17 protein-coding genes are annotated in these 23,567 nt (G+C 69.5%); 10 read left to right on the forward strand and 7 right to left on the reverse strand.

Going from position 1 to position 23,567, the window contains the following annotated elements; translation table 11 throughout:
• Window positions 1-106: 106 nt before the first annotated feature.
• From ACZ45T_RS26020 to ACZ45T_RS26035, 4 genes are all read right to left on the reverse strand, one after another.
• Window positions 107-547: a hypothetical protein gene (locus ACZ45T_RS26020; protein ID WP_468445249.1), complete on the reverse strand. Its 441-nt coding sequence runs from the start codon at window positions 545-547 to the stop codon at window positions 107-109.
• Window positions 548-590: 43 nt separating this feature from the next.
• Complete coding sequence (locus ACZ45T_RS26025; RefSeq protein ID WP_468445251.1) at window positions 591-1,895, reverse strand: MFS transporter; 1,305 nt, start codon at window positions 1,893-1,895, stop codon at window positions 591-593.
• A complete protein-coding gene (locus ACZ45T_RS26030) occupies window positions 1,892-2,506 on the reverse strand; it encodes an ArsR/SmtB family transcription factor (RefSeq protein WP_468445253.1) in 615 nt (204 codons plus the stop codon). The genes ACZ45T_RS26025 and ACZ45T_RS26030 overlap by 4 nt, the downstream gene beginning before the upstream one ends.
• A gap of 110 nt (window positions 2,507-2,616) precedes the next feature.
• Window positions 2,617-3,189 (reverse strand): GNAT family N-acetyltransferase, encoded by a 573-nt coding sequence (locus tag ACZ45T_RS26035; RefSeq protein ID WP_468445255.1) that lies wholly within the window; start codon window positions 3,187-3,189, stop codon window positions 2,617-2,619.
• A 286-nt stretch (window positions 3,190-3,475) separates the two neighbouring features.
• On the opposite strand from ACZ45T_RS26035, the gene ACZ45T_RS26040 reads away from it, so the two are divergent.
• On the forward strand, window positions 3,476-3,916 hold the full coding sequence (locus tag ACZ45T_RS26040) for a VOC family protein (RefSeq protein ID WP_468445257.1): 441 nt from the start codon (window positions 3,476-3,478) through the stop codon (window positions 3,914-3,916).
• A 3-nt stretch (window positions 3,917-3,919) separates the two neighbouring features.
• On the opposite strand, the gene ACZ45T_RS26045 is transcribed toward ACZ45T_RS26040, so the two are convergent.
• The gene (locus ACZ45T_RS26045) at window positions 3,920-4,417 is read right to left on the reverse strand and encodes a GNAT family N-acetyltransferase (RefSeq protein WP_468445259.1); all 498 of its coding nucleotides are present in this window, start codon (window positions 4,415-4,417) and stop codon (window positions 3,920-3,922) included.
• Window positions 4,418-4,679: 262 nt separating this feature from the next.
• Between ACZ45T_RS26045 and ACZ45T_RS26050 the strand changes: the two genes are divergently transcribed.
• Window positions 4,680-5,927 (forward strand): tryptophan 2,3-dioxygenase family protein, encoded by a 1,248-nt coding sequence (locus tag ACZ45T_RS26050; protein ID WP_468445328.1) that lies wholly within the window; start codon window positions 4,680-4,682, stop codon window positions 5,925-5,927.
• On the opposite strand, the gene cpt is transcribed toward ACZ45T_RS26050, so the two are convergent.
• Window positions 5,920-6,453 (reverse strand): chloramphenicol phosphotransferase CPT, encoded by a 534-nt coding sequence (gene cpt / locus ACZ45T_RS26055; RefSeq protein WP_468445261.1) that lies wholly within the window; start codon window positions 6,451-6,453, stop codon window positions 5,920-5,922. The genes ACZ45T_RS26050 and cpt overlap by 8 nt on opposite strands.
• Before the next feature lie 163 nt (window positions 6,454-6,616).
• Here cpt and ACZ45T_RS26060 point away from each other — a divergent pair, with 163 nt between their 5' ends.
• The 4 genes from ACZ45T_RS26060 to ACZ45T_RS26075 all read left to right on the forward strand — a co-directional run bounded on the left by ACZ45T_RS26060 (window position 6,617) and on the right by ACZ45T_RS26075 (window position 18,839).
• Complete coding sequence (locus ACZ45T_RS26060; RefSeq protein WP_468445263.1) at window positions 6,617-7,378, forward strand: GNAT family N-acetyltransferase; 762 nt, start codon at window positions 6,617-6,619, stop codon at window positions 7,376-7,378.
• Between the two features lie 214 nt (window positions 7,379-7,592).
• On the forward strand, window positions 7,593-11,528 hold the full coding sequence (locus tag ACZ45T_RS26065) for an amino acid adenylation domain-containing protein (protein ID WP_468445265.1): 3,936 nt from the start codon (window positions 7,593-7,595) through the stop codon (window positions 11,526-11,528).
• Between the two features lie 445 nt (window positions 11,529-11,973).
• A complete protein-coding gene (locus ACZ45T_RS26070) occupies window positions 11,974-18,195 on the forward strand; it encodes a DNRLRE domain-containing protein (protein ID WP_468445267.1) in 6,222 nt (2,073 codons plus the stop codon).
• A 110-nt stretch (window positions 18,196-18,305) separates the two neighbouring features.
• Window positions 18,306-18,839 carry a hypothetical protein gene (locus tag ACZ45T_RS26075; protein WP_468445269.1) on the forward strand — a complete coding sequence of 178 codons (534 nt, stop codon included), beginning with the start codon at window positions 18,306-18,308 and terminating at the stop codon, window positions 18,837-18,839.
• Between the two features lie 14 nt (window positions 18,840-18,853).
• On the opposite strand, the gene ACZ45T_RS26080 is transcribed toward ACZ45T_RS26075, so the two are convergent.
• On the reverse strand, window positions 18,854-19,357 hold the full coding sequence (locus ACZ45T_RS26080; RefSeq protein ID WP_468445271.1) for a hypothetical protein: 504 nt from the start codon (window positions 19,355-19,357) through the stop codon (window positions 18,854-18,856).
• A 101-nt stretch (window positions 19,358-19,458) separates the two neighbouring features.
• Between ACZ45T_RS26080 and ACZ45T_RS26085 the strand changes: the two genes are divergently transcribed.
• From ACZ45T_RS26085 to ACZ45T_RS26100, 4 genes are all read left to right on the forward strand, one after another.
• Entirely contained in the window at window positions 19,459-19,992 is a 534-nt protein-coding gene (locus ACZ45T_RS26085; RefSeq protein ID WP_468445273.1) for a putative immunity protein, read from the forward strand.
• A gap of 93 nt (window positions 19,993-20,085) precedes the next feature.
• Complete coding sequence (locus tag ACZ45T_RS26090) at window positions 20,086-20,502, forward strand: SRPBCC family protein (protein ID WP_468445275.1); 417 nt, start codon at window positions 20,086-20,088, stop codon at window positions 20,500-20,502.
• On the forward strand, window positions 20,502-20,930 hold the full coding sequence (locus ACZ45T_RS26095; RefSeq protein WP_468445277.1) for a MarR family winged helix-turn-helix transcriptional regulator: 429 nt from the start codon (window positions 20,502-20,504) through the stop codon (window positions 20,928-20,930). Before ACZ45T_RS26090 ends, ACZ45T_RS26095 begins: the two co-directional genes overlap by 1 nt.
• A gap of 518 nt (window positions 20,931-21,448) precedes the next feature.
• Window positions 21,449-23,467: a calcium-binding protein gene (locus ACZ45T_RS26100; RefSeq protein ID WP_468445279.1), complete on the forward strand. Its 2,019-nt coding sequence runs from the start codon at window positions 21,449-21,451 to the stop codon at window positions 23,465-23,467.
• The last annotated feature ends 100 nt before the right edge of the window (window positions 23,468-23,567 follow it).

Genomic DNA, 23,567 nt, shown 5'->3' on the forward strand with positions numbered 1-23,567 from the left:
TCGTACCGTGCCCGGGGTGGTTCAGTCATCTTCGACCCGTATCCGGCCGGGCAGGATCCCCGCGGAGGACCTCGCCTGCCAAGCACCGGCCGGGTGGCAGGCGAAGTCAGAGACCCCCCTCGTAGCCGGGGTCGGGGTCTTGGCGGGGGGTGTACCACTCGGTGAGACCCCACAAGCCGAGGGCGAGCGTGGCCACGGCCGCGAGCGCCGCGACCCAGGGGCGCCGCGCCCAGCGTAGGGTCAGGGTCCAGGTGGAAAGCGGAATCAGAATGCCGCCGAGCACGATGAGCGGCAGATCGACGTAGAGCACGCTCAGGTCACGGGCGTGGGCCTCGAAGCCACCGTCGATACTGAATGCCGCCCGCGGCGTCCATATGAACACGCCGGCCGTCGCGCCCACACCGGCGAGGAGGCGTCCGACGGCGTCTATGCCCCCCACGCTCGTGCCCGATGCCTGTCTCGCTGTTTTCTCTCCCATGTTCGCGACAGACGCGCGGGCACGGCGCGCGGTTCCGGCCGCGCGGGCCGACATGACGGGCGAGCCCATGTCCCTTGCCGCCTTCTGCGTCGACCCGCTGACCGTGCGGGTGTCAGTGTGACTGCGGGGACAGGCTCTGCCGGGGAACCGACCCCGGGCCGTTCCGGGAGTACGGGGTCGTGGGCAGGTCGCGCGTGCGCCGGATCGGGGAGAAGACCAGGACGAGTGCGGCGAGTGGTACTCCCGCCGTCGCGATCCACATGGCGGTGCGGAGGTCGTAGACCGTTCCGAGCCATCCGCCGAGCAGGGCCCCCAGCGGGATCGTGCCGAAGTTGAGGAAGGCCGTGCTCGCGGTCAGGCGCCCGAGCAGCTCCGGCGGGCAATAGCGCTGCTGGAAGCTCGCCTTGATGACGTTTCCGGCGACCACGCCCGCCGCTACGCAGAATCCGCCCGCGACGAAGAGGAGGAGCCCCGGTCCGGTGAAGGCGGCCGGGATGAGCAGGGCGAACATCGCGAACCCGAGCTCGAACAGCAAAACGGCACGGGCCGTCCCGATGCGGCCGGCAGCGCGGCGTGCGATGAGGGCCCCGGCGATACCGCCCGCGCTGGTGGCCGCGATGAGTCCACCGACAGCGCCCGGAGCCAGGCCGACGGCATCGACGAGAAAGACGACCTGGATGGACTGATAGCCCATGAGAGCCAGGTTCGAGGCGGCTCCGAACAGCGTCAGTGTACGGAGCCAGGGATCGCCCGCGACCAGCCGCAAGCCTTCACCGACCTCGCTCAACAGTGCTTTGCGGACGGTCGGCCTCTGGGGGCGGGGCTCCCGATGGCGGATGCTGACCAGGCAGAGGAGGGACAGGAGGAACGTCGCCGCGTTGGCGAACATGGCGTTCACCACGCCGACGGTCTGCCCGATCACACCGGCGGAACCGAGACCGCCGATCTGTGCGGCGGACGCGCTGCCGTGGAGTTTGGCATTGCCCTCGGGCTGGTCCTCGGGGTCGAGAAGGCTGGGGAGATAGGCGCTGTAGGCGGTCTGGAAGAAGACCCCGGCGGTGCCCGTCAGCACGGCGATGGCCATCAGCAGGCCGATGCTCAGGTGGCCGGTCCGCTGTGCGAGGGGAACAGCGGCGAAGAGCAGGAAGGACACCGCGGCAGCGGTCACCATGACGGGCCTGCGGCGCATCCGGTCGACCCAGACGCCCACGGGGAGTCCGATCACCAGCCAGGGCAGCCAGGCCGAGGCGCTCAGTAAGCCGACCTCCAATGTGCTGGCGTGCAGGGTTGAGACAGCGATCAGGGGCATCGCCACAGCGGTGACCGAAGCACCGAACTTTCCCGCGGTCTCACCACACCACAGCAGGCGAAAGTCCCGATGCCGACGCAGAAGACTGACGTTCGTTTCCCGGCTCACCCCTCGCTCCGCTCTACGGCTTTGCGGGGGAACGACTGAATCTGCACGATGACCGGCAGCGCCCCGGGCGCAGGCTCTGTGCCTGCAGGAGGAGTGTGGCGGGCGATGACAGCCATCAGCTCGTCGTTGAGTGACGTGAGCTGCGCCGGCGTCAGTCGTAGATCCCGCCAGTCACCGATCGTCCCGGCGCGCTGCCAGTCACCGTCCCAGCTCTCGCTCAGGTAATGCGTGACCCGGCTGAAGTACTGCTGCACCAACTCGTGCATGTAGACGGACATCGGGCCTCTGGCTTCGGGGTCGTCGCTGAACTCGGCGGTCTCCAGGATCTTCGTGTCCTCCACGGCTCGCCACCAGCGTTCACGCTTGGTGCCCCGGCCGGTTTCCTCTTCGATGAACCCGTGCTCGGCAAGCTGCCGCAGGTGCCAGCTGACGGTGCCGGTGTTCTCGCCGAGGCGTGCGGACAGACCGGTGGCCGTGGCAGGGCCGTCGAGGGTCAGCATGTCGAGGATGCTCATCCTCAAGGGGTGCGCCAGCCCGCGCAGGCTGCGGGCGTCGAGACGCCGTACGGGCTTGTGACGGTCCGTTGGGAGTCGCTTGCTTTCATCGCTCATGCCGACAGCCTAAGTTGCAGAGGACTCTCTGCATAGAGTCCTCTGCAACATTGCGGACGTGCGGCGGCGGCACGCGTGTGGTGCCGGCGGTGGAGGCCTGGGCCGTTGTGTCAGCGCAGGTCGAGCCGCATCAGGATGCGGGGGTGACCGGCCAGAACCGACGTGGTGTCGGCGGCGTGGGTGAACCCGGCGCGTTCGAAGTTCTTCCGGATTCCGGCGTAGGCCATCGTCAGGTCGACCCTGGCATCACCGTTGTCGAGGGGGTAGGCCTCGATCGCGGGGGCGCCGTGGGTACGGGCGAAGTCGACGGCGCCCGTGATGAGGGCGTGGGAGATCCCTCTGCGCCGGTGACCGGGGCGTACGCGGATGCACCACAGGGACCAGACCGGCAGGTCGTCGACGTGCGGGATCTTCCGGCTGCGGGCGAAGGAGGTGTCCGAGCGCGGTGCCACGGCGGCCCAGCCGACGGGCTCGCCGTCGTCGTAGGCGATCACGCCCGGAGGGGGTTGGTCACGGCACAGGTCGGCGACGTATTCACCGCGGGCCGCACCGCGAAGCTCGTTGTTGAGCTTGGACGGGATGCGGTAGCTCAGGCACCAGCAGACGTTGGATCCGGGGGACTTCGGGCCGAGCAGGGTGCGGACGTCCTCGAAGACCGAAGCCGGGCGAACTTCGATGGTCATGGCACCATGATGAGGGGTCACGCCCAGCCCGAGTAGCAATCGCTCTGGCGGCCGACGGCGGGTTCGAAGCGCCTGCGGCGCGGGCGACGCTCGGGGGAAGCGGTCTCGCTCATCCCTCCCACACTGCGACCGAGGTGCGGTCCGCGGCGCGCCGGGGTACTCCGGTCGGGTGTCGGTGTCGGTCAGCGACCGACGATGTGGCAGAGGATGTCGAGAACGGCCTGGCCGCTCCGTCTCAGCGGCGGGTGCGGCCACCGTGGCCGTACCCACACCAAGGAGACCTGGCATGGCGATCCAGCGGATGGACAACGTCCTCATCGTTGTCGACGACCTCGACGCTGTCATTTCGTTCTTCGTCGAACTCGGCATGGAGCTGGAGGGCAAGGCTCCGATCGAGGGACGTTGGGCGGAGCGTGTCATCGGGCTCGACGACGTCCGACAGGACATCGCGATGCTGCGGACCCCGGACGGCCACGGCCGGATCGAACTGGCGAAGTTCCACACGCCGAAGGCGATCCGCCCCGAGCCGAAGGACGCGCCGGCGAACACGCTGGGCATCCGTCGCATCATGTTCGCCGTCGACGACATCGAGGACGTCGTTGCGCGCCTGCGCACCCACGGCGCCGAACTCGTCGGCGAGCTGGCGCAGTACGAGGACAGCTATCGGCTCTGCTACGTCCGCGGCCCCGAGGGCATCATCGTCGGACTGGCCGAACAGCTCGGCTGAAGCTCAACACGGTCGCTCGTATTCGATCTGCTCCAGTGGGCTGCCATCGCCGAAGTCGAACGGGCGCGCGCTGCCGCTCTCGGTGAAGCCGCACTTGGTGTAGAAGCGGCGGGATCGTGGGGTGTCGTGCAGCGTCCACAGGTGTACTCGGGTGAATCCGTGGTCGCGCACGCGGCGCAGTGTCTCCGTCATCAAGACCGCGGCAACGCCGCTGCCCCAGCTGTCGGGGTGGCTGTAGAAGCTGTGGATCTCCGCCAGTCCCGGCCGAGTTGAGGACGGACCGAACGCGGACAGTGCCAGGGGGCGGCCGTCGTGTTCGGCGAGCAGGGTCGTCGGCGTTTCCCGTTCGACCCTCTCGTGCCACCGTGTCCGCCTGCTCTGGACACCGCGTGCGGCGAACTCCGGATCAAAGAAGGGCGCGTACGCGACCTCCCAGGCCCTGGCGTGAATCTCACCGAGGACGTCCCCGTCACCCGGCCCAGCGCGACGAACTTCGATCATCCGGTCACCCTATCCGCTGCGCCTTCAGCGCCGCTTCGGGTTTCGGGCTCGGGCCTTCGGGCTTGGGGCTTGGGCTCAACCGGGTCCGTATGCGGCCCGGCCTGGCCCGGCCCGCCCGCCCGGCCCGGGCCTGGACGTCTCACGTCTGTCAAGACACGAATTCCCGAGACATGACGTGCGGCCTTTCGATCATGCCTAGTGGACTCCGGTACCTCGTGCGGGACAGCGCGATGCACGACGACGTTGGGAGAGACAAGTGGCGATGGCCTCTGAGAACTGCGCGATGCGATACAGGGCGACCCATCGGGAGGTCAAGAAATGGGCGGCCGCCGATCAGGTGCCGGTGGACTCCGACGGTATCTCCCTGGCCCGGTCCGTCACGGAAAACGTGCGGCGGACCGGAAAACATTTCCTGCCGGAGCGGATTCTGGTGCAGTTGAGTGACATTCGACATCGGCACGCCACGGACCGCCCGTTCCTCGATGCTTTTCTCGAATGCGCGCTCGACAAACACGAGGGGCGTTTCTGGAATCGCACCTACCTTGCTCTGCCGGTCCTGGAGCTCCTCATGGACGAACGGCATTCCGCGCCGAGCGCGGACCGGATGTCCACCCTGCTCATATCCGACATCGTTCGCTTCGAGATCAAGGCGGCGGGCGGATCGCGCGAGGGGCCGGGAAGGGGCCGCCCGGATCCCGCGACGCTGGCCACACGGTTGCGGCACGCCCTGCGGCTCGTGACGCAGGGCCTCGGCCGGTCGGAGGCCGGCGATCTCCCGTCACGGATGGCGCACGCAACCCGGTCCCGCCTGGAGGATCTCGCCGATCACCTGCCCCGGCCACCGGCAACGGATGCCTGGAGGTGGTTCGACGTGACCGTCCAGCCCGTCTACGTACTGCACGACGAGTATTTTTTCATCCGCGTCCTGCAGGCCCACGAAATACTCTTCACTGCGATAGCGGCAGACATGAAGGCGACCATCGGAGCATTGCGCGCAGAGCGACTGGAAGAAAGTGTGGAGCGAATAGACCATGCGGTTGCAATGTTCGAGCGCGCCGGTGCGCTCTTCCGCATAGCCGCCACGATGCGGGCGGAGCAATTCTCCGCTTTCCGGCAGTACACCCAAGGCGCCAGCGCTATTCAGTCCGAACAATACAAGCGGTTCGAGAGCCTGTGCGGCGTTCCGCCCGTCCCGCGCTTGCGGTCGGCCGCCTTCACGAGCGTGCCCGCCGTACGAGCCGAAGCCGAAGACGCCGGCCACGACACGGTTGCCCAGGCATACCTCGACCTCCGTGGGGAGGGAGGCTCCGGCCGGGCGGAGTGGCATCGCCTCGACGCGGCGCTGAGCCGACTGGAAAGCAGGCACCAGCGGTGGAAGTCGGCCCACCGCAGCCTTGCCGCGCGCATGCTCGGCGATGGGCGCGGATCCGGGTACACGGACGGTGTTCCGTACCTGACGCAGTGCTTGGGAAACCGGCTGTTCTGGCAGCTGGAGATGTCGATCAGCTGACGTGGGCGGCGATGGTTCGGGCGCACAGCAGGGACTCGGAGCGCGTCGTGTCCACCTCCAGGTCGTAGAGCACCCCCTCGTGCACCACATCCGCCTGCGACGCTGCCATCCCCGGAACCCGGTCTCCTCGTGCGACCTCACGGCCCGCGGCGACAGCGCTCTCACACCTGACGCCGACCCACAGCACGGCCAGTCCGCCAAGCGCCTTCTGCCACCGCTGCTGGGAGGCCGCTCCGCCGAGGAAGACGTCATCGATGATGACCTTGGCGCCTGCACGGGCCATCGCCACGATGCCTTCCATCCAGGCCGCCTCCAGCGCCCGGAAGTCCTCCCCGACGCTCACCCCGCCGTCCGCGGCGAACGTGATCCCCGCGTCCGACGCCTGCATCCTCGCGGGCATGGCGTCGACGAACGAGTCGCATCCGAACGCCAGCCACGGATCCGGCAGTACGGCCTGCAGGCACCGTACGATCCCGGACTTCCCCGAGCTGGAACCACCGTTGAGAATGATCATCCGAGTCGTCACCGCGCCACGGTACGGCGCCTCCCACACGGCACGAAACGAATATCGGCACACGCGGCTCCCCGGCGGCCCCCTCACCGTCCGGTCGTGCTCGGCCCGCCGGCGCGCGGCTCTGCCCGGGGAAAATGCGTAGGCGGTCATGGGCGCGGCTGCCTACGCTCCCCTCATGCCGGACTCAGAACTGCAGCGGATCAGCACCTTCCTGTCTGCCTTCGCCCGCCGCCAGGCCGCGCGTACCGTCGACCTCCCCGGCGGTTTCGCCGTGTATGACGACGCCTTCGCGCACTCCCGGGCGAACAACCAGGTCGTCATCGACACGGCCGTGGACACCGAGGCGCTGCCCGCCATTGCGGAGCAGGCACTGGGGCATCTGCCACACCGGCTGATCTCCGTCCTCGACGACGAGGTCGGGGCGGCGTGCGCCGAGCCGCTTGTCCGGGCCGGATACACCCACTCCACCTACCTTGTCATGCTGCACGCGGGCCCGGTACCGGCAGGCGGAGGCGCGGAGGAAGTGGACCTCGACGCGATACGTCTCCCACTCACCCGGCGATGGCGGGGCTTCCTTCCGGACGTCGACGACGAGGTCCTGCGTCACCTCGTCGACCGACGCGAGGCCCGCCGCCGCGGGGCCGACGCCGTTCACTTCATCGGTGCCCGCACGGCGACGGGCGAGGTCGCCTCATGGGCCGACCTCTATCTGGACCCGGCAACCGGCACAGCCCAGATCGAGGACCTGATCACCTCGCAGGCACACCTCAAGCGCGGTTACGCCGATGCCGTCCTCGGCACCGCCCTTCGCATGGCGGCCGACAAGGCTTGCGGAACCCGGTTCCTGACCGCTGATGCGGCGGACTGGCCACGACGCTGGTACGAGCGCCGCGGCTTCCGCGTGATCGGCCACTCGCACTGCTTCGAGCGCGGCTGACGAGCAGCCCGGGGGTCGACGGCCCCGGCGGGCGGCACTTCGCGCGATTGTGCATGCAAACGGAACCTTTCAATTTGCATTTCGGTTTCCTCTTCCACGGGAATCGAATGATTACCCTCGGGTCACGGACCCGAACATGGATCCGGTCATCGGCGTGCGCCTTCCGGATGGCAGAGGGCGCGCCATTCCCTCATGAACCGGGGTTTCTTGAACCATGGAAAACTCGTCTGCACCCAGGCTCCCGCTGACCGAAGGCCAAGCCGGAATCTGGTACGGACTGCAACTGGACGACTCCAAGCTCGCACACACCATCAGCGAGTTCCTGGACATACCCGGCCGGGTGAGCCCTGACTTACTTCGGGAAGCGGTCCGCCGCACCGCACAAGAGGCGGAGGCGCTGCGCATATCCTGCGGTGAGGACGCCGACGGGCCCTGGCAGCGAGTGGAATCCCACGAGTCCGTGGACGTTCCCCTCGTCGACTTCACCGGTGAGGACGAGCCGTGGACGGCGGCCCAGGACTGGATGAGCGCGAAGGTCGACAGCCCGCTCAACCCGGTCCTGGGTGAGACGCAGCGTCATGCGATTCTCCGGATATCCCCGGAAAGGCACGTCTGGTTCTACCAACTCCACCACCTGGGCGCCGACGGTGTCAGCACGCACCTCCTGACTCGCCGCGCGGCCGAGGTCTACGACGCCCTGACCGCTCATCGGGCCGTTCCCGCAACGCAGTTCGACACCCTGCTCTCCCTGGTCGAAGAGGATCAGCGCTACCGCTCGTCCGCCGAGTTCTCGGAAGACCGCCGCTACTGGTTGAACGAGTTCGAGGGAATCGAGCACGTACCCGGCCTGAGCGACGATTCGATGATGCCGGCGGGGGTGCCGGTCAGGGAGACCTGGCACGCCACCGCCGAACTGACGGGCCTCGTGTACGAGTGCGCACGCGCTCACGGGACGAACCTGCCTCGAGTGGTGATCGCGGCGTTCGCCGCATACGTCAGTCGCCTCACCGGGTCAGCCGAAGTCGTCGTCGGGATGCCGGTGGCGAACCGCCGGCCGGGACCTTCGGCGACCACTCCGGGCATGGTGTCCAACGTGATTCCGCTGCGGCTGTCCGTCCCTCGCACCCTGCGCTTCTCGGAGCTCATCGAGCAGGTCGCCGGCAAGATCAAGGAGACCCGCGGTCACCGCCGGTACCGCTTCGAGGAGTTGCGCCGCGAATTGCGGCGGAAGCACGGGGACGCCCGCATCTTCGGTCCCATCGCCAACGTCCTGTCGCTCGGCTCCGGGCTGTCCTTCGGAGAGTGCCCCGCCCGGCACCAGAACCTCACGCCCGGCCCGATCGAAGACTTCATGTTCGGCGCTTACGAAACGCCACGGGGTCTGAAGTTCGGGTTCGACGCCAACGCGGGCCTCTACACCGCCGATGACCTCAAGGACCACCGGGCGAGGTTCGAGGCCTTCCTGCACCAGGTGGTCACGGATGCCGGATGCCGCATCGGAGAGGTCGACCTGCTCGACGCCGCCGAGCGCCGCCGGTTCCTGGAGGTCCGCCCGCATCGGACGACGCCGGCAGCGGATCCGCAGCACACCCTCGCCGAAGCCTTCGAGGCGCAGGTCGCCGAAACCCCCGCCGCACCGGCCGTGAAGTGCGGGACTTCGTCGTTGTCCTACGAGGAACTGAACTCCCGGGCGAACCGACTGGCGCGGCTGCTCGTCCAGCACGGCGCCGGCCCGGAACGGCTCGTGGCCGTCGCGATGCCGCAGACGGTCGACCTCGTCGTCGCGCTGCTGGCGGTGCTCAAGTCCGGAGCCGCGTACCTCCCGGTCGACCCCGACTACCCCGAGGACCGGATCGCGTTCCTGCTCCAGGACGCGGATCCCCTCCTGCTGCTCACGACGTCGGGCGTGGCGGCCGCCGGCGCCTCCCGGCCGGACGTTCCCGCCGTGGAAATCGACGCCGCGTCCACCCTCCGCCGCCTGGCCGGTCTTCCCCGCCACGACCTGGAGCCCGGCGAACTCCGCTGCCCCAAGTCGCAGGACAACACCGCCTACGTCATCTACACATCGGGTTCCACGGGACGCCCCAAGGGGGTGGTCGTACCGCACCGGAACGTCCTGGCCCTGTTCGCCGCCACGCGGGAACTCTTCGATTTCCGCGCCTCCGACGTGTGGTCGATGGCCCACTCGTACTCGTTCGACTTCTCCGTCTGGGAACTGTGGGGACCGCTGCTGCACGGAGGGTGCCTCGTCGTGGTCCCCACCACGACGAGGCGTTCGCCGGACGAGCTCCTGCGGCTGCTGGTCGAAGAGAAGGTGAGCATCCTCAGCCAGACCCCTTCGGCCTTCTACCAGCTGCTCCAAGCGAACAAGGACGATCCGGCGACCGGGGAACGACTCGCCCTGCGCTACGTGGTGTTCGGCGGCGAGGCGCTCGACCTGGCCCGCCTGGAGGACTGGTACGGGCTGCACGCCGACGACGCTCCGGTTCTGGTCAACATGTACGGGATCACGGAGACCACGGTTCATTCCAGCCACGTGGCGCTCGACAGTGCGCCTCGCGCGTCCCAAGCCGGGAGCCTGATCGGCCAGAGCCTGCCGGGGCTGGCGCTCTACCTGCTCGACGGGAACCTCCAGCCCGTTCCTCCCGGTGTCACAGGCGAGATCTACGTCGCCGGGGACCAGGTGGCCCGCGGGTACCGGGACCGGCCGGGGCTCACTTCCAGCAGGTTCGTCGCCGACCCGTTCGGGGCTCCCGGATCGAGGATGTACCGGTCCGGGGACCTCGCCCGTCGGCAGAGCGACGGGCTCCTCCAGTACCGGGGCCGTGCGGACGACCAGGTGAAGATCCGGGGCTACCGCATCGAGCTGGGAGAGATCGAGGCCGGGCTGCGCGCGTGCCCGGGCGTCACGACGGCCTGCGTGGTGGCGCGGAAGGACGCGGTCGGAGACGACACGCTGATCGCCTACGCGGTGCTGGAGGACGGCTCGGGTGATGCGGATCCGGCCGACCTGCGCCGTCTCCTCGCGCTTCGCCTGCCTCCCCACATGGTGCCGGCCGCCATCATGGGGATCGACGAGATCCCTCTGACGGCCAACGGCAAACTCGACCGCCGAGCCCTGCCCGAGCCGGTGTACGCCCGCACTCGCGCTCCGGGCGGTTCGGCCGGGGAGACTCCCCTGGAGCGGGACGTCATCGACGCCTTCGGCCATGCCCTCGGGATCTCGGACATCTCCGCCGACGACGACTTCTTCGATCTGGGCGGTGACTCCGTCAAGGCGGTGCGCCTCGCCCGCCGGGCCGGACAAGGACTCTCGGTACTGGACGTGTTCCAGAACCCCACCCCGCTACGGCTCGCCCGCCGCATCCTGGAACTGGCGGAGTCGGACGGCAAGCAGCCGATCCTCCGTCCGCTGACCCGGCACGAGGCGGACTTCACGCTCGTCTGCATCCCGTACGGAGGCGGCACCGCCGCGGCCTTCCAGGGCCTCGCCGCCGAGCTGTCGCCCGGCATGGAGCTGTGGGCGGCCGCGTTGCCCGGTCACGATCCGACGCAGCCCGAGGAACCCCTGCTGTCCATGGCCGACAGCGTCGACCTGATCGCCGCTGAGATCAGCAGTTCCATCAGCGGCCCCTTCGCCCTGTACGGCCACTGCGCCGGTTCCTCACTCGCGGTGGCGGTGGCGCGACGGCTCGAGCAGACGGGCCGGCACCCGGCCGCCCTGTACATCGGAGCCGCCCTGCCCGAAGTCGACCCGGGGGCCCAGCTGGAAGTGGCCACGAACTTGCCGGCGGAGTCCCTCCACGCCTACATGGCATCGATCGGGGGGTTCAACGGAGCACTCGACGACTCCGACCTGCAGACCGTCCTGAACGTGATCCGGCACGACATGACCCAGGGACTCCTCTTCCAGATCGAGGCGGAGAAGGACCAGGAGAAGCGGCTGACCGTTCCGGTTGTGGTCGTGATGGGTGATGCGGACAGCGTGACCGAGGGATACGAGCGCGAGTACCTCAGGTGGGAGCGCTACGCGACGCAGATCGAGCTGGAGGAAATCGCCGGCGGCGGGCACTACTTCCTGACCGAACAACCGGACGTGCTGGCGGCGCTCATCGTCGAGCGTTTCGGAACACCCGAGTCCGCCGAATGAGGCCCGAGAAGCGGAACGCCGGGGGCGCGGCCGCCTGACACCCCGGAGGTGGCCGACCGGCCGACCTGCCGCCCGACCGCACCCGCGGCCGGGCGGCCGGTCGGCCCCGGAGCCTGGCGCCGCCGTGCCGGGTGTGCTTTGTCGAACCGGCGGTAACCAGACGCAACCGGAATCAATCGAACGAGGAGTCAATCAAGATCAAATAACATTCATCGCGCAGATCCCCACGGTTCACGCAACTTGCCCCCGATTGGCCGTTTTTCCGGTGGATATCTTCCCTGCGTGCCTGCACGACTTCGAGGCGGCAGGCATTTCCACTGCATCTCACCTGGGGGTTTCTTTGTCCTTCCGGATACCCATGTCGACCCAGCCTCCCGACGGGGGGCGCCGCAGACGCCGAGGTTCCGCTTCACGGCGTTCCGTCACCTTCGGGCTGGCTTTCGGGATGGCGGTCTCCGCCCTCTACGGCTCCACGGCGCCGGCCATCGCCGCCCCCCTGACGGCACCGAAGACCGGCGACACACGGCAGGCGACTGCCACGCAGGCAGCGGACATCGCTGCGGCCCGGGTGGCCGCACGCCTGTCCGGCGCGCGGGTGGAGGCCCTGTCCGAGCGGACCGAGACGTCCACGACGTGGGCGAACAAGGACGGTTCGCTCACGACCGAGGTGGCGGCCGGTCCGATCCGCTTCCGCGACGGTGCGTCGGGTGACTGGCGTGACGTCGACGTCGCGCTGCTGGCCGCCCCGGACGGCTCCGTCGCCGCCAAGGCCCACCCCAAGGGCCTGCGGCTCGGAGGCAAGTCCGGTTCCAAGGCCGCCTCGCTCAAGGCGGCGCAGCAGGCGCCCGCCACCGACCTGGTCACGCTCGGCCAGGGCGACGAGGCGATCACCCTCCAGTGGCGGGGCGGCCTGCCCGCGCCGACGCTGGACGGCACCCGCGCCACCTACCCGGAGGCGGTGCCGGGCGCGGACGTGGTCGTCGAGGCGACCCGCACCGGCTTCGAGCAGTTCGTCGAGGTGAAGGCGAAGCCCGCGGCCGGTTTCTCGTACACGCTGCCGCTGAAGACCAAGGGTCTGAAGGTCGAGCAGCAGGCGGACGGCAGTGTGCTGTTCACCGACAAGAAGTCGAACAAGACCGCGACGATGCCGGCACCGGTCATGTGGGACGCCACCGTCGACCCCGTCTCCGGTGAGCACACCCGCCGCGCGAAGGTCGGTCTGAAGGTCGTCAAGGCCAAGGACGGCGTCGACCTCGTCATCACCCCGGACGCTGCCTTCCTCTCGGACGCGGCCACCAAGTACCCCGTGACCGTCGACCCTTCGACGTCCTCGCTGGGCAACCTCTTCGACACCTACGTCCAGCAGGGCGAGACCGTCGACTGGTCCAACGACACCGAGCTCGACCTCGGCAACCCGGGCACGAAGAACGGCGACGGAACCTTCCGCACCGCCCGTTCCTTCATCACCTGGAACACCGCCCCGGTCGCGGACGCGCTGGTCTCCAGTGCCCAGCTGTCCCTGTGGAACTTCCACTCCGGCAACACCGACTGCACCGCTCAGCCTTGGGAGGTGTGGACGGCGAACAACGCCTCCACCGCCTCCCGCTGGACGAGCCAGCCGGCGATGGTCACCAAGATGGCCACTTCCACCGAGACCAAGGGCAACCCCGCCTGTACCTCGGCCCCGGACGGCTGGATCAACGCGGACGTCACGAGCCTGGTCCAGCACTGGGCGAACAACAAGTGGGCGTTCTCCGGTATGGGCCTGCGGGCCACGGACGAGAACAACATCAAGCAGTGGAAGCGGGTCAACTCCGCCAACGCCGCCGCCAACCCGCCCAAGCTGACCGTCACGTACAACTACCGTCCGAAGACGGGCACCAAGCAGGAGGCGGGCGCCCCGTTCTTCTCCTACGGCGGCGCCTACGTCGTGAACTCGCTCACGCCCACCCTGCGTGACACCTTCACCGACGCCAACGGCGACAAGATCAACGGCACCTTCCAGATCTTCGACAGCGCGACCGACACCCAGGTCGGCAACGTGCTGGTGTCACCCTTCGTTCCCTCCGGCCAGGTCGCCTCCGTGAGCGTGCCCGCCGGGGTCCTCACCAACGGCAAGACCTACAAGTTCCGCACCAGCCCCTACGACGGCACGCACTACAACCTCGGTTGGTCGGCCTGGAAGACCTTCACGGTCGACACCTCCGCTCCCTCCGCCCCGTCCGCCGTCACCTCCACCGACTACCCGTCGAACGGCTGGGTCAAGGGCGCCGGTCAGGCCGGAACCTTCACCGTCACCCCGCCCGCGGCCGACCACAACTGGCTGGAATGGTCCCTGGACGGGACCACCTGGACCAAGGTCGCCACGGGTGGCGCCTCCGGTGCGAAGGCCATCTCGGTCACTCCGCCCAAGGACGGCACCCACACCCTGGAGGTCCGCACCGTCGACAAGGCGGACAACAAGTCCGAGCCGGTCGCGTACACCTTCCACGCGGGTCCGGGCGGCTTCGTCCAGCCCGGTGACGGCGAGCGCACCGCCCGCCGGCTGCCGCTGCTGGCCGAGGCGGACGGCTCCAAGTACGACAACGCGACCTTCTCCTGGCGGCGTTCCGAAGCCGACGCGTGGACGCAGATCCCGCCCGGCCACGTCACCGCCGGCGGCACCCCGCTGACGGCATGGCCCGTCCCGCTCACGGGCGGCAAGACCGCGCCGCTGGTGTGGAACGCCACCGACACGGTCGATCCCGACGGCACCGTCCAGATCAAGGCCGACTTCACCGGACCGGGCGCGGCCACCGGAGCGACGGAGCCGCTGACCGCGGTCGTGGACCGCAACGCCTCCGGCGCGGTCTCCTCCGCTGTCGGCCCCGGTTCGGTGAACCTGCTCACCGGCGACTTCGACCTCTCCGCCGATGACGCCTCGGCCTTCGGCCTCTCGGTCTCCCGCACCGCCTCCTCCCGTACCCCGGACAAGGGCGCCGCCAGCGAGGGCCAGGCGCCCATCTTCGGCAAGGAGTGGGTGGCCGGCACCGTCGCCGAGCTCGGCACCGCCGACTACTCCCACATCCGGCGGATCTCCGACACCGCGGTCGCCGTGACCGAGTCCGACGGCGACGAACTGCACTTCACCGCCAACGCGGCGAAGAACGGCTGGATCCCCGAGCCCGGCGCGGAGGGCCTCGTCCTCAGCGGCAGCGTCACCGGATCCTTCACCCTGTCCGACGGCCAGGGCACGGTGACCGCCTTCACCAAGCCCGACCCCGCAGTGCCGACCTGGCAGGTCTCCTCGACCCTGCGGGACGGACTGACCAACACCGAGACCAAGATCATCTCCGGCAAGACCACCTACGGGGGCAAGGCGGTCGCCTTCCCGCAGTGGATCATTGCGCCCACCTCGGCCGCCCAGGCCGCAACCTGCGCGGCGACCCCGGCCACCAAGGGCTGCCGGATGCTGGAGTTCGTCTACCCGTCCGCCACCACCGCCACCGCGGGTGCCTTCGGTGACGTCCTCGGCCAGCTGAAGAGCGTCCGCCTGTGGGCCACCGCGCCCGGAGCCGCCACCTCCACCGCCCAGGAGATCGCCACCTACGCGTACGACAGCGACGGGCGGCTCCGTGAGACGTGGAACCCGCGGATCTCCCCGGCGCTGAAAACCGCGTACGAGTACGACACCGCGGGCCGCGTCACCCGGCTGACCCCGCCCGGTGAGCTGCCGTGGACCTTCACCTACGGCAAGGCCGGCAATGCCGCGACCGCCGGGGAGGGGATGCTCTTCAAGGCCTCCCGGTCCGGCCTGAAGCCGGGCACCGCCGACGTGGAGGAAGGCACCGCGGCCACCGCCGTGGTCTACGACGTACCGCTGACCGGCACCAGTGCGCCGTACGCGATGGGCACCGCCGACGTGAAGGCCTGGGGCCAGCTCGACGCCCCGACCGACGCGACCGCGGTCTTCCCCGCCGACGCCGTCCCGGCCTCCCACACCGGCAGCTCCCTGACGGCGGCCGCCTACAAGCGGGCCACCGTGCACTACATGGGGGTCTCCGGCCGGGAGTCCAACCTCGCCGCCCCGGGCGGCCACATCTCCACCACCGAGTACGACCGCTTCGGCAACCCGGTCCGCGAACTCGGCGCGGGCAACCGGGCCATCGCCCTCGGCGCCGGCCCGGCAGCACAGGCCACCCAGGCCGACCTCGGCATCGAACGGCTCACCACCGCCGAGCGCGCCGACCTGCTGGCCAACCGGACGGTCTACAACGACGCCGGGACCCGGCAGCTGGAGGAATTCGGTCCGCTGCGCCGGATCGACCTGACCGCCGACCTGAAGTCGGGCACCACCGTGCTCGTCCCCGCCGGCACGTCGGTGACCGCGCGGCCCTGGACCGTCACCGAGTACGACGCGGGCCGCCCCACGGACGGCAGCGCGAAGGTCAGCGACCAGGTCACCAAGGTCACCAGTGGTGCGCAGGTGCGCGAGCACCCGACCGTCCACGGTGAGACCCGCGCGGTACAGACCCTGTACGACTGGGCCAAGGGCCTGCCCACCCAGGTGATCAAGAACCCGGGCGGTCTCTCGATCACCGAGACGACGGAGTACGACGCCCAGGGCCGCGTCGTCAAGCAGCGCTCGCCCGGTGCCACCGGCACCGACGCGGCGACCCGCGTGACCGCCTACTGGTCCGCGACCGGTACCGGCACGTGCCAGGGCCGCCCGGAGTGGGCCGACCAGGTCTGCTCCACCGGTCCGGGGGGAGCGATCACCGGCGGCGGCACCAACCCGTCGCAGCTGCCGACCACGACCACCGAGTACGACTGGTTCGGCAACGCGGCCAAGACCATCGACACGGCGAACGGGTCCACCCGCACCTCGACCACCACCTACGACGGCGCCGGCCGTGCGACCAAGGTCTCGACCACCGGCGGGGTCGGCCAGGCCGTCCCGGACATCACCACCGAGTACGACCCGGTCACCGGCCGGGCCGTGAAGACCACCTCGGCGACCGGCGGTTCGGTCACCAAGACGTTCGACAAGCTCGGCCGGGTGATCTCCTACACCGACGCCGACGGCGGCACCACCACGACCGAGTACGACCTGCTCAACCGGCCGGTCAAGCTCGCCGACAACGCGCCCTCGACCGTCACGTACGCCTACGACCACACCACCGAGCCCCGGGGCCTGCCGACGGCGGTCACCGACTCCGTCGCCGGCACCTTCCAGGCCGTCTACGGACCGAACGGCTCCGTCGTGACCGAGAAGCTGCCCGGTGGCTACTCGGCGACGGTCACGCAGGACCCGGCCGGGGCCGCGGTAGCCCGCACCTACACCCGTGACAGTGACGGAACCACCGTCTACTCCGACACGGTGAACGAGACGATCCACGGTCAGGCCGCGTCCCACGCGGGCTGGTCCACCCAGGACTACCGCTACGACGGCATCGGCCGCCTGACCGGCGTCGACGACACCTCCAACACCCTGTGCACGCGCCGTGACTACACCTTCGACGCACGCGCCAACCGCAAGTCCCTGACCGCCGTGACCGGAGCCCCCGGCGCGGACTGCCCCACCACCGGAGGCACCACCACCACCCACACCCACGACAGTGCCGACCGGCTCGTCGACACGGGCTACGCCTACGACGCGTTCGGCCGCACCACGGCTCTGCCGGGTACCACGCTCGGCTACTACGCCAACGACCTCGCGCAGCAGCACACCGCGAACGGCACGCGCCAGACCTGGGCGCTCGATCCCGCCCTGCGGTACCGCTCCTGGACGGTGGAGACCGGCAGCGGCTCCACGTGGACCCAGACCGCGTCCAAGGTCAACCACTACGCCGGTGACGGCGACAACCCCCGGTGGATCGTGGAGAACATCTCCACCGGCGCCCTGACCCGCAACGTCGACGGCCTCGCCGGAGGACTCGCGGCCACCACGGGCAAGACCGGAAGCACCGTCCTGCAGCTGACCAACATCCACGGAGACGTGGCCCTGCAGCTGCCCCTGGACGCCGGCCAGCCCCCGGTCGCCCTGGACCACGACGAGTACGGCAACGCCCGTGCCGGCCAGACGGCCAGCCGCTACAGCTGGCTGGGCGGCCACCAGCGTTCCACCGAGACGCCCGCCGGACTCACCCTCATGGGTGCCAGGCTCTACAGCCCGGCCGTCGGCCGCTTCCTGTCGATCGACCCGATCGCGGGCGGCAGCTGCAACCGGTACGAGTACGCCTGTGCCGATCCCCGCAACAAGTACGACCTGGACGGCACGGCGCTCATGGAGCGCGTGCAGACGGACTGCAACTCCTTCAACTGCGTCCGCATGCGCCGCATCTGCGACAGGTCCTCGCACAAGTGCTCGCTGCAGTGGGACATGTGGTTCCGCAGGGGCTGGAGCAGCGCCTACATCTACGCCGGCTGGCGCTACGAGCTGTCGGTCAGCGGACACCGGGTCTTCGCCAGCAGCTACAGCCACGGCGAACTGGGCTGGTACAACTTCCACGGCTACTGGTACGGCAACGGAGCCCGGGGCAAGCACAGCTGCTGGGGCTTCACGTGCTGGAACGACCCGGGGGACTCCGTGCAGTTCCACGCGCGCGGCACCGCCCAGGTCGGCTACCAGAAGTACTACTGGGACCGGTTCCAGAACTTCGGAGGCGGAGGCAGCTACCGCTACTGACCGCACCGAAAAGCACTGACCCCCGCTGAGCCGCCCTGACGGTTCGAGCGGGAACCCGCGGCTGACCCGGCCCCTCCGGCCGGGTCAGCCGATTCGTTTACCATCGAGAGGTGGACAACCACATGGCCGGCAACGAGCGCGAGCTCCGCTACGAACAGCTCTTCGAGCAGTGGTTGGAGCGCGTCCAATCCGAGCTGGGCTGGCAGATCGCCGAGAGCCGGCCGGCCGACTGGATCCGGGACGTCTACCGCGAGCACGGGGAGCTGCCCGCGGACCGCTTCGCGCGGATCGCGTTCGAGCGGAAGGCGCGGTGCGTCCTGGAGGCGCTCCCCCCGGTGGCCGCCTCCGCCGAGCGGGACACGGACCTCCGTATCGGCATCCGTCCGGAACTCACCCATCCTTCGACCGACTTTCCGGCGGGGATCGTCACGGTGGCCGAGTCGGCCATCCAGTCGTTCGAACCCGCCGGGGTCCGCGCGGAAGTGGCCGACGCCATCCAGACGTACCTCGCCGACCGCTACGGCCGGCTGTGGCCGCTCTGCCCGGAACACGACAAGGGCTTGCACGCCGTCACGCACGAAGGCGAAGCGCTCTGGTGGTGCAGGGCGAAGGACCATCCGAGCGGCCGGATCCCCCTCGGATAGCGACGGCACGCTCGTCAGTGATCTCGGCTTGTGGCCCGTGCCGAGCAGTCGTGTCCGTCGCCCGGCAGGCCCACGACGTTCAGCACGGGCTCTTCATCCTCGGGAATCTCGAAGGTGAAGTGCGCTCCTGACGGGAGCGCCACGAGCGTGCATTGATCACCGAAGGTCAGCGCGGGGTAGGGCTCCCAGGCGCAGCCGGCGCCGTCCAGGGCGGAAACCACCTCCGCGTACGTGAGCCCCGCGGGGAAGGTCCCCGTCCCCTCGACCACGGGCCGGGGGAGCGCGACGGCGTCGCGCCAGGTCTGGATGCAGATGAGAGAGACCTTCCGGCAGTGGCAGACACTCAGCTCAAGGTCCCCGTAGCCGAAGAGACGCGGCAACTCGCCGTCCCCGCTCATGGATCCGGCATCCCACGGCTCACCGAGGGCTGCGACCACGTCGCCCCAGTCGGCTCCGATGAACACGGGCCCCAGCCGACCCGTCTTCGCCACGTCTGCCAGGACATCAACCATCAACATGAGACGAAGCATGTCAGGTGCGGGCAACGGAGCACGCGGTGGCGCACGACCTCACGACGGCGGTTGCGGAGGGGACGGGCTGGCTGCGGCAAGATTGAGCCGTGCCAACCGAGTCGGACAAGATCGAGCTGAGCGAACACGAACTCCGTCGGATCGCGGGCTACGCCGCAGACTGCGCGCGCAGGGTGCTGTCGATCTTCGAACAGAGCCTGCCCGCCGACACGCGCCCTCGCGACGCCATCGATGCGGCGCACGCTTTCGCCGGGGGCGGCCGGCGCACCGGCGCTCTGCGGCAGAGTGCGTGGGCGGCGCACAGAGCGGCGCGAGAAGCCGCTTCACCCGCTGCGGTCGACGCCGCACGAGCAGCGAGCCATGCGGCGGCCGCTGCGTACCTTCATCCCAAGGCGAGCGCGCATCAGGTGAAACACATTCTCGGTGCGGCGGCGCATGCGGCGCGAGCGGAAGAGCTGGCATCCGGGGAAGACCGGCGCGTCACCGCGGGGACCCTCGAATGGGCGCGTCATCACGCACCAACCGAGGTCACCGCGGTGCTCGGCCGTCTGCCGGCCGCACCGCCCGGAGGCGGGCGCGTGGGGGAGTTCATTCGCGAGCTCGACGCCGCTCTCCGCGCCTGACACCCGGGGCCGGGATTCTCCGGGATGCTCATGGACAGATAGGCTGCGCGCAGATAATCTGTGCGAAGACTTTCGGACCGAGGAGACCGCCTGATGTGGACGTACGAGCACAGCACCGAGACCACTGCCGCGCCCGAGGCGATCTGGCGCCTGTGGGCCGACGTCGAGAACTGGGGAAAGTGGAACGCTGACATCGAGAGCATCGAGATCAACGGTCCGTTCGCCGCGGGGACCGAGATCGTGATGAACCCGGCAGGCCCGGACCCGGTGCACCTGCGGATCGCCGAGGCGGCCGCCGACGAGCTGTTCGTGGACGAGGCCCGGTTCGACGGCCTGGTCCTGCGCACGGTCCACCGGCTCGACCGGGGCGAGCGCCTGCGTACGCGGGTGACGTACCGGATGGAGATCACCGGGGTGGCGGCCGATGAGGTCGGCCCCGAAATCGGCCCGGCCATCACCGCCGACTGGCCCTCGACCATGGCCGCCCTCGTCGACCTGGCGTGCGACTGATGGCCCTCGCACCGGGCGAGAGCCCCGGGTTCCTGCTCTGGCACGCCACGCTGCGCTGGCAGCGCGGCATCGCCGCGGCCCTCGCCCCGCTCGGCCTCACCCACGTCCAGTTCGTGCTGCTGGCCTGCACCTGGTGGTTCAACACGCAGGGCGAACGGCCCAACCAACTGGCCCTGGCCCGCCAGGCCGGCACCGACGTCAAGATGACCTCGCAGGTCCTGCGCGCCCTGGAGGCCAAGGGGTTGATCGAGCGCGAGGTCGATCCCGCCGACACCCGCGCCAAGCGACTGCGGGCCACCGACGCCGGCGCTGAGCTGGCGCCGCGCGCGATCGCCGCCGTCGAAGAGGCCGACGCGCGCTTCTTCCAGCCGGTCGCTGTCAACGAGGCGGTGGAGCTGCTCGGCCGGCTGGCCCATCCTGAATCGTGAGGCGCCCGTAAGATCACCGAACGGCCGGGCTTGCGCAGGGCGGGGGTCGGTACGTTCAGGGCCTTGGCGAGTTGGGTCACGAGCCGGAAGCGGGCGGTGTGGTATTGGACGGCCACCTTGCAGCTTGATCGGCGGACGCCGCCGTGTTTCACGAGCGAACACCTATGAAACGCCCCCCGACCGCCGCGACTGTGCGGCGTCCCACCAGTCCTCATGATCCCTGCTCGGTCCTGCGCGCGGGCCTGGCCGTCTCGGTGATCGCCGACGGCCCGTCGGGCAATAGGTCATGACTGGGCTGATCAGGCGCTGCTGGACATCGCTTGGCCGAACCCATGAAGCGTCATCAGGGTGGCGAGGAATAGCTGTGGTTGTGAGCGTCCCGGGTCGGTGTGCCGTCCTACTGGGATCTGCCAACGAGCGAGTGCACGAGGTACCCGCGAGAAGTGGCGTCGCTGCGATGACCGCTGGATGCGGTGGCGCGAGTGGCGGCACGAAGACGAAAGGCAGCTTGAATGGCCATGTCCACGTTTCTTCCTGATCTGCTCTTCGCGTTCAGACGACGTACGAGACGTGCCACAGGCGGGCAGTGGTCGAGGAACAGCCGGGTCGGGGCGGCAGCGGCCATGGGCGCGGCGCTCGTATTGTGCTGTCCCGGGGTCGCGCTGGCGGCGCCGGGCGACCTGGATCCCACCTTCGGCACCGGCGGCACGGTGACCACCGACTTCGCCGGCGGCAACGACGTAGCCAGAGGTATGGCGCTGCAGGCCGACGGCAAGATCGTCGCCGTCGGCGCCGGCGGGGCGGGCGACTTCGTGCTGGCCCGCTACAACATCGACGGCAGCCTGGACACCACCTTCGACACCGACGGCAAGGTGACCACCGACTTCGCCGGCGGCAACGACCGGGCCAACGGGGTGGCGCTGCAGGCCGACGGCAAGATCGTCGTCGCCGGCGGGGCGGGCTTCGACTTCGGGCTGGCCCGCTACAACACCGACGGCAGCCTGGACACCACCTTCGACACCGACGGCAAGGTGATCACCGGCTTCTTCGCCGGCGACGAGGCTCTCGGGGTGGCGCTGCAGGCCGACGGCAAGATCGTCGCCGCCGGCGGAACGGACACGGGCGGCGCCACCGACACCGACTTCGCGCTGGCCCGCTACAACACCGACGGCAGCCTGGACACCACCTTCGACACCGACGGGAAGGTCACCACCGACTTCGCCCTCGGCTTCGACCAGGCTCACGGGGTGACGGTGCAGGCCGACGGCAAGATCGTCGCCGCCGGGGAGGGAGAGTCGGCCGGCAACCTCGACTTCGCGCTCGCCCGCTACAACACCAACGGCACCCTGGACACCTCCTTCGACACCGACGGCAAGGTCACCACCGACTTCGGCGGCACCGAGAGGGCTTTCGGGGTGGCGCTGCAGACCGACGGCAAGATCGTCGCCGCCGGCGGGTCGACCGCCTTCTCGCTGGCCCGCTACAACACCAACGGCAGCCTGGACACCACCTTCGACACCGACGGCAAGGTCACCACCGCCTTCGCCGGCCAGGCCAACGGGGTGGCGCTGCAGGCCGACGGCAAGATCGTCGCCGCCGGCGGGCCGGGCGACTTCGCGCTGGCCCGCTACAACACCGACGGCAGCCTGGACACCACGTTCGACACCGACGGCACGGTGACCACCGACTTCGGCACATTCGACAATGCTCGGGGGGTGGCGCTGCAGACCGACGGCAAGATCGTCGCCGCCGGCCAGGCGGGCACTGACTTCGGGCTGGCCCGGTACGAGGATGGCGCTGCCCCTGTCGGCGTGGACGTGGCCGTCACCAAGACCGGGCCGGCGACCGTCAGCCTGGGCGATCAAGCCTCCTACACCGTGACGGTGACCAACACCAGCACCACCCTGTCGGCCACCGGCGTCACGCTGGCCGACACCGTCAGCGGAGCCGGCGCGACCCTGGTGTCGGCCACGCCCAGCCAGGGCACCTGCACCACCACATCCACCAGCGCCACCTGCACCCTGGGCACCCTCGCCCCCAGCACCAGCGCCACGGTGACCGTCGTCGTCGAACCCACGGCCACCGGCTCCATCTCCGACACCGCCACGGTCAGCGCCACGGAATCCGACCCCGTGCCGGCCAACAACACCGACACCGCGAACACCACCGTGAACAACGCCCACGGCTGCACGATCCTCGGCACCAGCGCCGCCAACAGCCTCGTCGGCACTGCCGGCAACGACGTGATCTGCTCATTCGGCGGCAACGACAGCATCAGCGCGGGCAACGGCAACGACACCGTCTTCAGCGGTTCCGGCAACGACTCGGTCAGCGGTGGCGACGGCGCCGACACCCTCAACGGCGGGCCCGGCAACGACACCCTCAGTGGCGGCAACGGCAACGACACCCTCAACGGCGAGCCCGGCAACGACATCCTCAGTGGCGGCAACGGCGCCGACACCCTCAACGGCGGGCCCGGAAGCGACACCTGCGCCCCCGGCCCCGGCCCCGGCGACACCGTCACCAGCTGCCCGTAGCGAAGACACGACATACCCGGCGGCGGTCTGGGCGACCGTCCGCTCCCACCCCTCCTGACCCGCCCCGCTGCCCTGCGCTGCCGCAGTCACAGTGGGGCGA

Source organism: Streptomyces sp. NPDC030995, from assembly GCF_055571215.1.